The 13010-nt window shown below is 57.9% G+C and carries 14 protein-coding genes; 5 read left to right on the forward strand and 9 right to left on the reverse strand.

Features of this window, described 5'->3' with window-relative positions; translation table 11 throughout:
• Positions 1-56 precede the first annotated feature (56 nt).
• Positions 57-758, forward strand: a complete 702-nt coding sequence (locus TU81_RS28660) for a lipoate--protein ligase family protein (RefSeq protein ID WP_038981283.1) — start codon at positions 57-59, stop codon at positions 756-758.
• A gap of 24 nt (positions 759-782) precedes the next feature.
• Here TU81_RS28660 and crp read toward each other — a convergent pair whose 3' ends face one another.
• On the reverse strand, positions 783-1427 hold the full coding sequence (crp, locus tag TU81_RS28665; protein WP_007941656.1) for a cAMP-activated global transcriptional regulator CRP: 645 nt from the start codon (positions 1425-1427) through the stop codon (positions 783-785).
• Between the two features lie 249 nt (positions 1428-1676).
• Here crp and TU81_RS28670 point away from each other — a divergent pair, with 249 nt between their 5' ends.
• Positions 1677-2099 (forward strand): OsmC family protein, encoded by a 423-nt coding sequence (locus TU81_RS28670; protein ID WP_003176451.1) that lies wholly within the window; start codon positions 1677-1679, stop codon positions 2097-2099.
• Between the two features lie 150 nt (positions 2100-2249).
• Here TU81_RS28670 and coq7 read toward each other — a convergent pair whose 3' ends face one another.
• The 6 genes from coq7 to hemJ form a co-directional block, all read right to left on the reverse strand.
• The gene (gene coq7 / locus TU81_RS28675) at positions 2250-2897 is read right to left on the reverse strand and encodes a 2-polyprenyl-3-methyl-6-methoxy-1,4-benzoquinone monooxygenase (RefSeq protein WP_038981286.1); all 648 of its coding nucleotides are present in this window, start codon (positions 2895-2897) and stop codon (positions 2250-2252) included.
• 196 nt (positions 2898-3093) lie between these two features.
• Positions 3094-3432 carry a histidine triad nucleotide-binding protein gene (locus tag TU81_RS28680; protein ID WP_007906873.1) on the reverse strand — a complete coding sequence of 113 codons (339 nt, stop codon included), beginning with the start codon at positions 3430-3432 and terminating at the stop codon, positions 3094-3096.
• A gap of 81 nt (positions 3433-3513) precedes the next feature.
• Positions 3514-4302 carry an SDR family NAD(P)-dependent oxidoreductase gene (locus TU81_RS28685; protein ID WP_032835131.1) on the reverse strand — a complete coding sequence of 263 codons (789 nt, stop codon included), beginning with the start codon at positions 4300-4302 and terminating at the stop codon, positions 3514-3516.
• A gap of 62 nt (positions 4303-4364) precedes the next feature.
• Positions 4365-5342 carry a DUF805 domain-containing protein gene (locus tag TU81_RS28690; RefSeq protein ID WP_038981288.1) on the reverse strand — a complete coding sequence of 326 codons (978 nt, stop codon included), beginning with the start codon at positions 5340-5342 and terminating at the stop codon, positions 4365-4367.
• 93 nt (positions 5343-5435) lie between these two features.
• The gene (locus TU81_RS28695) at positions 5436-6404 is read right to left on the reverse strand and encodes an NAD(P)H-dependent flavin oxidoreductase (RefSeq protein WP_048397842.1); all 969 of its coding nucleotides are present in this window, start codon (positions 6402-6404) and stop codon (positions 5436-5438) included.
• 33 nt (positions 6405-6437) lie between these two features.
• The gene (gene hemJ, locus TU81_RS28700; protein WP_048397844.1) at positions 6438-6869 is read right to left on the reverse strand and encodes a protoporphyrinogen oxidase HemJ; all 432 of its coding nucleotides are present in this window, start codon (positions 6867-6869) and stop codon (positions 6438-6440) included.
• A gap of 135 nt (positions 6870-7004) precedes the next feature.
• Here hemJ and argC point away from each other — a divergent pair, with 135 nt between their 5' ends.
• Both argC and erpA read left to right on the forward strand, forming a co-directional pair.
• On the forward strand, positions 7005-8039 hold the full coding sequence (gene argC, locus TU81_RS28705) for an N-acetyl-gamma-glutamyl-phosphate reductase (RefSeq protein WP_048397847.1): 1035 nt from the start codon (positions 7005-7007) through the stop codon (positions 8037-8039).
• Positions 8040-8207: 168 nt separating this feature from the next.
• The gene (gene erpA, locus TU81_RS28710; protein ID WP_007906865.1) at positions 8208-8558 is read left to right on the forward strand and encodes an iron-sulfur cluster insertion protein ErpA; all 351 of its coding nucleotides are present in this window, start codon (positions 8208-8210) and stop codon (positions 8556-8558) included.
• 73 nt (positions 8559-8631) lie between these two features.
• Here the strand turns inward: erpA and TU81_RS28715 are convergent, their stop codons facing one another.
• A complete protein-coding gene (locus tag TU81_RS28715; protein WP_048397849.1) occupies positions 8632-9723 on the reverse strand; it encodes an anhydro-N-acetylmuramic acid kinase in 1092 nt (363 codons plus the stop codon).
• A 3-nt stretch (positions 9724-9726) separates the two neighbouring features.
• Complete coding sequence (locus TU81_RS28720; protein ID WP_038981292.1) at positions 9727-11157, reverse strand: peptidoglycan DD-metalloendopeptidase family protein; 1431 nt, start codon at positions 11155-11157, stop codon at positions 9727-9729.
• Between the two features lie 210 nt (positions 11158-11367).
• Here TU81_RS28720 and tyrS point away from each other — a divergent pair, with 210 nt between their 5' ends.
• The gene (tyrS, locus tag TU81_RS28725; RefSeq protein ID WP_038981293.1) at positions 11368-12567 is read left to right on the forward strand and encodes a tyrosine--tRNA ligase; all 1200 of its coding nucleotides are present in this window, start codon (positions 11368-11370) and stop codon (positions 12565-12567) included.
• Positions 12568-13010 lie beyond the last annotated feature (443 nt).

A 13010-nucleotide genomic window follows, 5' to 3' on the forward strand; every position in this document is an offset into this window, starting at 1 on the left:
TGCTCGCGAAGGCGGCAGAAGATGCACCACAGACTGACCGTCCTATGGAATATCTTATGACCTCACCAACCCCTCTGACCATCGAAGCCGGCCTGCTCGCCGAGCAGGACCTGTTGGCCCATGTGTGCACCGGTGAGTCGGAATTCGGTCTGCTGTTCTGGCAACCCACTGATCGCGCGTTGGTCATGCCCCGTCGCTTGAATCGTCTGCCCGGGTTTGAACATGCCTGTGAAGTTTCTGCCGCGGCCGGCTGGCCGGTGCTGCTGCGTGAAACCGGCGGTGAGCCGGTGCCGCAATCGGCATCGACCATCAACATCGCACTGGTTTATGCCCCTCCGCGCAGCGAAGGCGATCTGAACCGCATCGAAACCGGCTACCGGCGTCTGTGCGATCCGATCTGTCAGTTACTGGATGAGCTGGGCGGCACTTCGTCATTGGGTGAAATCGAGGGCGCGTTCTGCGACGGTCGTTTCAACGTCAACCTCGATGGTCGAAAGATGGTGGGCACCGCCCAGCGTTGGCGCCAGAGCAAGGGTGGTCTGCGTCCGGTCGGCCTGGTGCACGGGGCGATGTTGATCGATGACGAGCGAGAGTCGATGGTCGCGGCGGTCAATCGCTTCAATGAAGCCTGCGATCTGGAACAGCGGGTTCGCGCTGAAAGCCACATCGCGCTGCATGAAAAGTTTGCCGCTCCTGAGGCACTGGAACGGCTCGATGCGCTGTACCGACAGTTGCTGGTTGAAATGCTCGGGGCTTAAGTTTAGGAACTTAAGTTATCGAGCTTAGCGCGTACCGAAGACCACCATGGTCTTGCCTTTGACGTCGACCAGGTTGCGCTCTTCCAGATCCTTGAGCACGCGGCCGACCATCTCACGGGAACAACCGACAATCCGGCCGATTTCCTGACGGGTCACCTTGATCTGCATGCCGTCCGGGTGGGTCATGGCGTCTGGTTGCTTGCACAGCTCCAGCAGGCAGCGCGCAACGCGACCGGTTACGTCGAAGAACGCCAGGTCGCCGACCTTGCGCGTGGTATTGCGCAGGCGCTGTGCGATTTGTCCGCTGAGCACGTAAAGAATGTCTGGATCTTGTTGGGACAGCTCGCGGAATTTTGCGTAGCTGATTTCCGCGACTTCGCATTCGACCTTGGCGCGCACCCAAGCGCTGCGTTCCTGTTCCAGGCCGGCTTGCTCAAACAGACCCAGCTCGCCGAAAAAGTCGCCGGAGTTGAGGTAGGCAATGATCATTTCACGGCCGTCGTCATCCTCAATCAGGATGGTCACCGAACCTTTGATGATGAAAAACAGCGTGTCCGAGCGGTCACCGGCACAAATGATGTTGCTCTTGGCGGCATAGCGACGGCGCTGGCAGTGCATCAACAGTTTGTCGAGGTTCTTGATTTTGGGTGTGGGGGTAATAGCAACCATGGTTGTATCCCGAAAAGACTGCACGGTGTGTTTGTTTTTTGTAGGCGCTGGCGAAGCCTGCAATCCTTTTTATTCGCTGAAAAGCTGGCTATACGCCATTGATTTGGCGCCAGCTTAACAGACACATTCCTGCAAGATTCGAGAATTTGCCTACGACATAGATGGTTATGTCCTAGGAAGGCGAAGCGCTGCCAATCAAGGGCCCTGTGCTAAGCTGGCGACCCTTTTTTAGACAGTGGAGTCTTGGCGATGAAGGCACGCATCCAATGGGCTGGCGAAGCCATGTTCCTCGGTGAATCCGGCAGCGGTCATGTCGTGGTCATGGACGGCCCGCCCGAAGCCGGCGGTCGTAACCTCGGTGTCCGGCCGATGGAAATGCTCCTGCTGGGTGTTGGCGGTTGCAGCAATTTCGATGTGGTCAGCATCCTCAAGAAGTCCCGTCAGGCCGTCGAAAGCTGCGAAGCGTTTCTCGAAGCCGAGCGTGCGACCGAGGATCCGAAGGTTTTCACCAAGATCCACATGCACTTCGTGGTCAAGGGCCGTGGGCTGAAAGAAGCCCAGGTCAAGCGCGCCATCGAGCTGTCGGCCGAGAAGTATTGCTCGGCCTCGATCATGCTCGGCGCGGCCGGCGTGGCGATTACCCACGACTACGAGATCATCGAGCTCGGTTGAATCGACTACGCGCGCAACATACCAAACTAAGATTTCAGAGTACAAAAAAGGCGACTACCTTGCGGTAATCGCCTTTTTATTTGTTGGAATACAGAACCCTTGTGGGAGCGTGGCTTGCCCGCGAAGAGGCCTTATGTAACAACCTGATCCTCAGATCCGATAAGTACTCTTGGTCATCACCTTAGCCAACAAACTCATCCCGAACTTCACCGGCGCCGGAAAACGAAATCCACCCGCATCCAGCGCACTTTCAGCATGATGCTCTTCATCGATACGCATCTGCTCCAGGATCGCTCGGGATTTTTCGTCCTCGGCAGGCAGTTGCTCAAGGTGTTCGTTCAGGTGTTTGCAGACCTGATGCTCAGTGGCAGCAACGAAACCCAGGCTGACTTTATCGCTGATCAATCCGGCGACCGCTCCAATCCCGAACGACATGCCGTAGAACAGCGGATTGAGGATGCTGGTATGGCTACCCAACTGATGAATGCGTTGTTCGCACCAGACCAGATGGTCGATTTCTTCTTCGGCGGCGTGCTCCATGGCGGCGCGCACTTTCGGCAGCTTGGCGGTCAGGGCCTGACCTTGATACAGCGCCTGGGCGCAGACTTCGCCGGTATGGTTGATGCGCATCAAACCGGCGACGTGTCGGGTGTCCTCGTCGCTCATCTGCGTATCCGGCTGCACGATGGCCGGCGACGGACGGTAGGGCTGACCACTGAAGGGCAGCAAAGTACGCATCGCGGCATCGGCTTGCAGCAGAAGACGGTCAATTGGCGAGTAGTGACGTTGGGTAGTCATGCTGACCTCCGGGAAGAATCTCGGCGGCCAGTTTAACCCAATCGGCCGGGGAGGGTTTGCGTTGGGTCATGGCTGGTAATGGATTCATCTGACCCGGGTAAAAACGATCTGTAGGAGCGAGGCTTGCCCGCGAAGGCGTCCTCAAGTGCGCCAAAAGCTTCGCGGGCAAGCCTCGCTACAGAGAAAGGGCGATGGATCAGCCCGGCGGCCAGTGCATCTGGCGCTGACCGAGCACGTGCATATGAATGTGATAGACGGTCTGCCCGCCCAATTCATTGCAGTTCATGACCACCCGGAAACCTTCTTCACAGCCCAATTCCAGAGCCAGACGCTGGGCCGTGAACAGAATATGCCCGGCCAAAGCCTTGTCGTCCTCGGTGAGGTCGTTAAGGGTGCGCACCGGTTTCTTCGGGACTACCAGGAAATGCACGGGTGCCTGTGGCGCGATGTCGTGGAAGGCCAGTACCTGGTCGTCCTCGTAAATGATCTTCGCCGGGATTTCCCGGTTGATGATCTTGGTGAACAGAGTATCCACAGCTGTTTTCTCCGTTGTTTGGGCTGGCCTGAGTGTAACCATGGGTTAGGTCAGAGCCCAGTCTTTTGCCTTGAGGATTGATCAGCGCGGGCAATAGGCTTTGTTGACCATGCCCGCGATTGTCCGGGTCAGCCAGCGTGAGCCGAGTCGCGGCAGGAACGCGAACCAGCGATTCAGGCGGCCGGGAATAATAATGGCGCGATTTTTCGCCAGCGCGCGCACGGTATAGAGCGCGACTTCTTCCGGACTCATCAGCAGTTTGCTCTCGACCAGTTTGTCGGTGTCCAGTTGCGCGGTGCGGAAAAATGCCGTGCGGGTCGGGCCGGGGCAGAGTACCGACACCTTGACCGCACATTTTTTCAGTTCGACGCGTAAACCTTCGGAAAAATGCAGTACGTAAGCCTTGCTGGCGTAGTAAGTGCTCATCCATGGGCCGGGGTGAAACGCCGCGACCGAGGCGACGTTCAGAATCTGCCCGCCGCCCTGCAAGGCCATACTGTTGCCGATGGCATGGCACAAGCGAGTGAGGGCCAGGATGTTCACTTCGATCAAATCTTGCTCGGTCATCCAGTCTTGGGCCAGGAACGGGCCGCAGGTACCGATACCGGCACAGTTGACCAGCAAATCGATTTGCCGATCGCCTTCCTCCAGCTCCAGCAAAAATCCGGACAGCCTCAGCGGCTCACCCAGATCACAGGCGCGAAACAGCACCTCCACACCAAAACGTTGAGTCAGTTCGATCGCAATGCTTTCCAGCTGATCACGCTGTCGGGCCACCAGAATCAGGCTGCGGCCGCGCCGGGCCAGCGCTTCGGCCATCGCCAGGCCGATGCCGCTGGAAGCGCCAGTGATCAGAGCGTAACGGGTCATGCAGTTCTCCATCGCAACAGCTCCGCGCCGGCGACGCAGGTGTCACGGGCGGGGAGCGCTGTTCATTCTTTCGCAGAGTCTACAGGGGGCTCGGCTGCTTCGGCTGCATCATCGAATGAATTTGGTGCTTGCTCGGCCTCTTCGGCCGGCTCCACTTCAACTTCGTCGGTGATCACCGCGCTGCTTTGATAGGTGCTCTCGGTTGCGCTTTCGTACTCATCCTGGATCGCGGTGAGGCCACCAGTCAGCCCGCCGACGAACATGATCGCGATAAACACCAGCCACAGCGAAGCCAGCACTCTGACCGCGTTGCTGTTGGGCGGTGGTGGTGCGCCATATCGGTTGGCAGTGTTGTTACCCGGCACGATCATTATTACAAACGGAAAAACGCTGCCCACGACCGGTACAAGGTTCAGTAGCCAGAGCCAGCCAGACCAGCCGATATCGTGCAGGCGCTGCACACTGAACTGGATGCTGATGAAGGCGAGCACCACGACCAGGATAAAGGCCAGCAGACCCGCGAGAATCAAGCCAACAGTCGAGTCCGTGCTGATGAGCGCGAAGCCGAAAATAGCCAGCACGGAGCCAACGCCAAGCGTCACCAGCGTAAGAGCCATCGTCCAGGCCAGAAAGCGCAAGCGACCGATGCGGCCAACGAAACTGAATGCCTTGAGTGCAGAAAACTCCGGCAGTGCTTCGCCGACAGAGGCTCGGGGCGGTGCATAGGGAGAGTCGGGATCTGCCGTGCGAGGTTGGTTGTTGGCAGGGGCGTGTTCGTGAACGTCGGACAGGTTCAGCTCGATCGAGGGTTCTGTTTCGATTCGGGCATCGATGCCGGTTTTCGTCAGTGCCTGAAGGTAAGTCTGTGCATCGGCGTGTGACAGGTCGCGCTTGAGTGCAACCGCCCGGCCGCTGAACAGTCGCTCAATGGCCGCGACATCGCTTTTGAACAGATCGGCGAGATTGAGCTTCGCGGTGGTGGCGTCAACACCTGGCTGCAGAGCGCCATCGAAGACGATCTTGAAACGGTTTTCGCTCATGGCCGAGGCATCCTTGTCGCGAGGGTTCGTAATAGACAGTGTGGCAATTATGGAGTGTAGGGCCAGCCGGATTGGGCTGGCCAAGTTTTTCTGTCAGCGCGGCCAGCGTTTGGGCAACGCCGCCGCCAGTTCCAGCGCCTTGCGGTATTCGGCATCGAGACGTGCGACCAGTTGATCGACACTCGGCAGGTCATCGATTTCTCCGACGCCCTGGCCTGCGGACCACACGGTTTTCCAGGCTTTGGCTTCATCGCTCAACGGTTTGAGCTTGGAGCCGAAGTTCACTTCACCCTTGCCTTGCAGGGCTGCCATGTCGAAACCGGCGGCCTCCAGGCTCCGACGCATGAAGCTTGCCGGTACTCCCGACACCGCTGGAGTATGGACGATGTCTGCAGCTCTGGAAGTCAGGAGCATCTCCTTATACGCGTCAGGCGCATGACTTTCAGTGGTACCGATAAATCGCGTACCGAAGTAGGCCAAATCCGCACCGAGCAACTGCGCGGCAAGAATTTCATGGCCATGGTTCAGGCAGCCGGCCAGCAGCAGGGTCTTGTCGAAAAACTGGCGAATCTCGGCGATCAGCGAAAACGGGCTCCAGGTCCCGGCGTGACCACCGGCGCCCGCAGCCACGGCGATCAAACCGTCCACACCGGCCTCGGCGGCTTTTTCCGCGTGGCGACGCGTCGTCACGTCATGAAACACCAGGCCTCCATAGCTGTGCACGGCGTCGACCAGTTCTTTCACGGCACCGAGGCTGGTGATCACGATTGGTACTTTGTGCTCGATGCAGATTGCCAGATCCGCCTGCAATCGCGGGTTGTTGTTGTGGACGATCAGGTTCACCGCGTAAGGCGCGGGGTTTTCCAGTATTGCCAGTCCTGCTTCGATCTCTTCCACCCAAGCCTTGAAACCGCCGCTCTCACGCTGGTTCAGCGCGGGAAAGCTGCCGACTACGCCATTACGACAGCAGGCGAGAACCAGCTCAGGGTTGGAGATCAGGAACATCGGCGCCGCCACCACGGGCAGACGCAAGCGTTGTTCGAGCAAAGCGGGCAGCGACATTGGAAGTACCCCGGGTGAATGATGCTTGTTGGATTAAAACGGTCGAACGACGACCAGAATTACGATAGCCAGCAATATCAGAACCGGCACTTCATTGAACCAGCGATAAAAGACATGGCTGCGGGTGTTTTCGCCACGGGCAAAACGTTTTACCTGTGCGCCGCACATGTGGTGATAGCCGATCAGGATCACCACCAGGGTCAATTTGGCATGCATCCATGCACCTTGGGTGAAGTAGGCGCTTGGGTTGAGGCTGATCAGCCAGATGCCGAACAACAGGGTGGCGATCATCGCCGGGCCCATGATGCCCCGGTACAGCTTGCGCTCCATGATACTGAAGCGTTCCTTGCTGACGGTGTCTTCGCTTTGGGCGTGATAGACGAACAGGCGCGGCAGGTAAAACAGGCCGGCAAACCAGCAGACCATGCTGACGATATGAAGCGCTTTGAGCCACAGATAAAGCATTTTTAGTTATTCCCAGGTTCACGGTAGCGGGAATAGTAGAGGCTTGAGCCGCCGCACGTCACCTTGACGGTTGTCGCAGGGCCGCGCGGCCTCTATTATCGACGGCTTTCCAGTGGGTTCGTTGAGGGCAGGTTTATGGTCAAGGTCGGTATCGTCGGCGGCACGGGTTACACCGGTGTCGAACTGCTGCGTCTGTTGGCACAGCATCCGCAAGCTGAAGTGGTAGTGATCACTTCCCGATCCGAGGCCGGCCTGGCCGTGGCCGACATGTACCCGAACCTGCGAGGCCATTACGACGGCCTGGCTTTCAGCGTTCCGGACATCAAGACCCTCGGGGCTTGCGACGTGGTGTTCTTCGCCACGCCGCACGGTGTTGCGCATGCGCTGGCCGGTGAACTGCTGGCGGCCGGGACCAAGGTCATCGACCTGTCGGCAGACTTCCGTCTGCAAGACGCCGATGAGTGGGCCAAATGGTACGGTCAGCCGCACGGCGCGCCGGAATTGCTGGAGGAGGCGGTCTACGGCTTGCCGGAAGTTAACCGCGAGCAAATCAAGCAAGCACGCCTGATTGCTGTGCCGGGTTGCTACCCGACTGCCACGCAATTGGGATTCCTGCCATTGCTTGAAGCCGGTCTGGCAGATACCACTCGTTTGATCGCAGACTGCAAATCCGGCGTCAGCGGCGCCGGTCGTGGCGCTTCTGTAGGCTCGCTGTACGCCGAGACGTCGGAAAGCATGAAGGCTTACGCCGTCAAAGGGCACCGTCACTTGCCGGAAATCCGCCAGGGCCTGCGTCGTGCCGCGGGCAAGGACGTGGGGCTGACCTTCGTTCCGCACCTGACGCCAATGATTCGCGGCATTCACTCGACGCTCTACGCGACTGTCGTGGATCGCTCGGTGGATCTGCAAGCGTTGTTCGAAAAGCGCTATGCCAACGAACCGTTCGTCGATGTGATGCCTGCCGGCAGCCATCCGGAAACCCGCAGCGTGCGCGGTGCCAACGTTTGCCGTATTGCCGTGCACCGTCCGCAGGATGGTGATCTGGTGGTGGTATTGTCGGTGATCGACAACCTGGTCAAAGGCGCGTCCGGTCAGGCGGTGCAGAACCTGAATATCCTGTTCGGCCTGGATGAGCGCCTGGGCCTGTCCCATGCCGGCATGCTGCCGTAAGGCTTTATCCCGCTCAGCAAAAAGGCCCGTCGAACGGGCCTTTTTGCATTTTGGTCTGGCGATTGGGTTGATTGATATACCGTAACAATAGTTGACCGATTTTCTGGGAGAAGCGGATAATGCGCGTCATCACGCATTATGGCGGCGTAACGCCGGGAGATAGTCAGCATGAGCGTCGAATCCTTCACCCCCACGGCTTTGCAATTCACCCACGGTGCCGCGCACAAGGTGAAGAGCCTGGTCGATGAAGAGGGGAATGATCGCTTGAAGCTGCGCGTATTCGTTACGGGCGGCGGTTGTTCAGGGTTTCAATACGGCTTCACCTTCGATGAAGAAGTGGCCGATGACGACACCATCGTCGAGCGCGAAGGCGTCAGCCTGGTGGTCGATCCAATGAGCTTTCAGTACCTGGCAGGTGCCGAAGTGGATTACCAGGAAGGTCTGGAAGGTTCGCGTTTCGTGATCAAGAACCCGAACGCTACCACCACGTGTGGCTGCGGCTCTTCGTTCTCGATCTGATCGCACCTCACCGCATTACCATGCGCCGTAGAATCTCAGGACTCTGCGGCGTTTTGCTGTCTGGGGTTCAGGCTCAGGCGGGGTAGATGGCGCCGAGTACGCGTAGGCCGCGAGCACCGGTGACACTCGGGCGGTTGGCCGCGATACCTTCCATGCAGCAATGAGCCAGCCAGGCGAAGGCCATGGCTTCCACCCAGTCCGGGTCTACGCCGTAAGCAGCAGTGCTGCTGACTTTCGCATTCGGCAACAGACTGGCCAAGCGCTTCATCAGCGTGGCGTTGTGCGCGCCGCCGCCACAAACCAGCAGCTCCCGGGTATCCGATTGGGCGCATTGCAATGACTCGACAATGGTCAGCGCGGTCAGCTCAAGCAGCGTGGCCTGTACGTCTTCGGCAGCGAAGGTCGGTAGCTGCGACAGATGCTGCATCAGCCATGGCAGATTGAATACTTCGCGGCCGGTGCTCTTCGGGCCCTGAGTCACAAAGAATGGATCACTGAGCAGCTCGTTCAACAGAGCCGGTTCAACCTTGCCGCTGGCGGCCCATTGACCGTCACGATCAAAGTTGTCGCCGCGTTGCTGGTGAATCCAGGCATCCAGCAGGACATTCCCGGGGCCGCAGTCAAACCCGGCAACAGGCTTGCCGGGTTCGATCAGGCTGAGATTGCTGAACCCACCGACGTTCAATACCGCGCGGTTGCCAGGCCGTTCTTCAAACAGGGCTTCGTGAAAGGCTGGAACCAGTGGCGCGCCTTGTCCGCCAGCGGCTACATCGCGGCTGCGGAAATCGCTGACCACGGTGATGCCGGTCAGCTCGGTGAGCAAGGCAGGGTTGCCGATTTGCACCGTGAACCCGCGCGCCGGTTCGTGGCGAATGGTCTGGCCGTGGCTGCCAATCGCGCGAATGTCGGCGGGTTTCAGATTTTGTTGGTCGAGGAGGGTGTGAATGCCCTGTGCGGCCAGCTTCACCCAGTTCTGCTGGGCAATGGCGGAGCGGGCAATCTCGTCCGGGCCGCTGGCGCACAAGCCAAGCAGCTCGGCGCGCAGGGAGTCAGGCATAGGGATGTAATGGGTGGCGATCAGCTTGATCGCCGGGGTTTGCTCGATCAACGCAATGTCCAGGCCATCAAGGCTGGTCCCGGACATAACACCTATATAGAGCGCCATGGCTTAGCGTTTACTCGAAGCCAGCTGGGTGGTTTTCTCTTGATCCATGCGCGCCATCAGCGGTTGGCTTTGCGCGAGGAAGCGTGAGCGTTCAGCTTTGGAGATCGGATCGGCCATCGCGACTTTCTGGCCCAGCGGATCGACGTGCACGCCATTGACCTGGAATTCGTAGTGCAAGTGTGGGCCGGTGGAGAGACCGGTTGTACCGATGTAACCAATCACCTGACCTTGCTTGACGCTGCCGCCAGTCTTGATGCCTTTGGCGAAGCCCTGCATATGGCCGTACAGCGTGCGGTAGGTATTACCGTGCTGGATGATCACAGTGTTGCCGTAACCGCCGCGACGACCTGCCAACAATACTTTGCCGTCACCGGCAGCCTTGATCGGCGTACCGCGTGGTGCCGCGTAATCGACACCCTTGTGGGCGCGGATCTTGTTCAGGATCGGGTGCTTGCGGCCCATGGAGAATTTCGAACTGATGCGGGCGAAGTCTACCGGGGTACGGATAAACGCCTTGCGCATGCTGTTGCCGTCAGCCGTGTAGTAGCTGCTGTTGCCTTGTTTGTTGGTGTAGCGCACCGCGGTGTAAGTCTTGCCGCGGTTGGTGAAGCGTGCGGAGAGGATCGGGCCGTTGCCGATTGCTTTGCCGTTGACGACCTTCTGTTCATAGATCACATCGAACTCGTCACCCTGGCGAATATCCTGGGCGAAGTCGACGTCATAGCCAAACACACTGGCCATATCCATGGTCAGGCTGTGGGACAAACCGGCTCGGGCGGCAGATTGCGACAGTGAACTGTTGATCACGCCATGCACATAGGCGGAGCGAACGGTGGGCTTGGCGGTGATGCGATTGAACGTATAACCCTTGTCGTTCTTGGTCAGGCTGATGCTTTCCGTGTCGCTGACTTTGCTGTGCAGATTGGTCAGCTGGCCATCCGGGCTCAGTTCGAACTCAAGCTTCTGGCCATGTTTGAGTTGGCTGAACTGCTTGGCCTGCTTGTCGCTGGCCAGTACTTCATGCACCGAAGTCGCCGGAAGGCCGACTTTCTCGAACAGCGTCGAGAGAGTGTCGCCTTTGCTAACGATCACTTCCTTATGGCCTGGCGCCTTCTTCTCTTCGACGACTGGCGCGGGAGCAGGCGCGGGGGCGACCTGGGCGGTTTCCTGGGTGTCTTCGGCGCTGTTTTCGATCTGGGCGAAGGGGGAGGCTGCCGGCTCATTTGTGGCTTGGACAGCGTCGGCGGCGTCTTGATCTTGTGTCAGTTGTTCTGCAGGGCTTTCCAGTTCAAGACTCAGGGTCGTCTTTTTTGCTTCAACATCACTGGAAGGGAATACCAGAAGCGCCAGGCTGAGAAGGGCGGCGATGCCACTTGCTGCGAGCAGGTGGGTCTTCGGGTAAAGCGGTGGCGCTTTAGACGGTTCTGTGGTCATAGGTAATTTTGACTTTGAAAAGATGAATTGGAAAAGATGAATGACATGATGAAGACGAAATAACTGTATAAAATATAACCAAATCATCTCTGAAGCAAGTCTGCGAACGCTCTGTCCGTGGATTGGTGTCCGTGCGCCGGGCAAAACTTGTATTTGGTGCGCGATCTTGTATGGTTGTTCCCCTTTGAATCTGAGCCTTGCGGGTCTGTTATGAAGTCGGTTGAAGAGCAGCTAGCGCTGATCAAACGTGGTGCAGAAGAACTGTTGGTCGAGTCCGAGCTGATCGAGAAACTCAAGCGTGGCCAGCCGCTGCGTATTAAGGCAGGCTTCGATCCGACCGCGCCGGATTTGCACCTGGGTCACACCGTGCTTATTAATAAGCTGCGCCAGTTCCAGGAGCTGGGTCACCAGGTGATCTTCCTTATAGGTGACTTCACCGGGATGATCGGTGATCCAAGCGGCAAGAGCGCGACACGTCCTCCGCTCACTCGTGAGCAGGTTCTCGAGAATGCCGAGACCTACAAGACCCAGGTCTTCAAGATTCTTGATCCGGCCAAGACCGAAGTGGCGTTTAACTCCACCTGGATGGATCAGATGGGGCCGGCCGACTTCATTCGCCTGACTTCGCAATACACCGTGGCTCGCATGCTCGAGCGCGACGATTTCGACAAGCGCTACACGACCAATCAACCCATCGCCATTCACGAGTTCCTCTATCCGCTGGTTCAGGGTTATGACTCGGTCGCGTTGCGCGCGGATGTCGAGCTGGGTGGTACCGATCAGAAGTTCAATCTGCTGATGGGGCGCGAGCTGCAGCGTAGTTATGGTCAGGAGGCTCAATGCATTCTGACCATGCCATTGCTCGAAGGTCTGGATGGCGTGAAGAAGATGTCCAAGTCGTTGGGCAACTACGTCGGTATCCAGGAGGCTCCGGGTGTCATGTACGGCAAGCTGGTCTCTATTCCGGATGTGCTGATGTGGCGTTACTTCGAATTGCTCAGCTTTCGCTCCATGGAAGAGATCAATGCTTTCCGGGCTGACGTCGAGGCGGGTGCGAATCCGCGTGACATCAAGATCAAGCTGGCCGAAGAGATCGTTGCGCGCTTCCATGGTGAAGAGGCTGCGGCCAACGCTCACCGTGCGGCGGGTAACCGTATGAAAGACGGTGAGCTGCCGGATGATCTGCCAGAGATCCAGTTGACCGCCGCCGAGGACATGCCGATCGCTGCCGTCCTTAATAAAGCGGGGCTGGTGAAGAACTCTGCCGTGGCGCGCGACCTTCTGGGTTCTGGTGGTGTGCGTATAGATGGTGAGGTTGTCGATCGCACCTTTATATACGTACTGGGCGCGACCCATGTTTGCCAGGCCGGGAAGAAGGCATTTGCGCGTATTACGCTCAAATCCGAATAAAGCTGAAATCAGGGGTTGACGGCAGATTCTGGAAGTCTATAATTCGCCCCACTTCCGGCGCAGTCGAAACGGAAAACTCCTTGGTAAACAAAGAGTTACGCAGTTTTCGGCAGCGGTTACGCTTCAGTTCATCGAAGCCAGAAGGAGTTGGTAAGGCAGTGTGTTTTCGCCTTATTGACGGTTCGATCGTCTCGGTCGAAAGCGGAGAAAAAGAGGTGTTGACAGCAGCGTGTAACGCTGTAGGATTCGCCTCCCGCTAACGAGAGATCGGAAGCGCAAGTGGTTGAAGTTGTTAAAGATTTCCAAGCGAAACTTTGAAAACTTCTGAAAATAACCGCTTGACAGCAACAGAGGCTGCTGTAGAATGCGCGCCTCGGTTGAGACGAAAGATCTTAACCAACCGCTCTTTAACAACTGAATCAAGCAATTCGTGTGGGTGCTTG

The sequence above is a fragment of the Pseudomonas lini genome (assembly GCF_001042905.1).
In the GTDB taxonomy this organism is placed as follows: Bacteria; Pseudomonadota; Gammaproteobacteria; order Pseudomonadales; family Pseudomonadaceae; genus Aquipseudomonas; species Aquipseudomonas lini.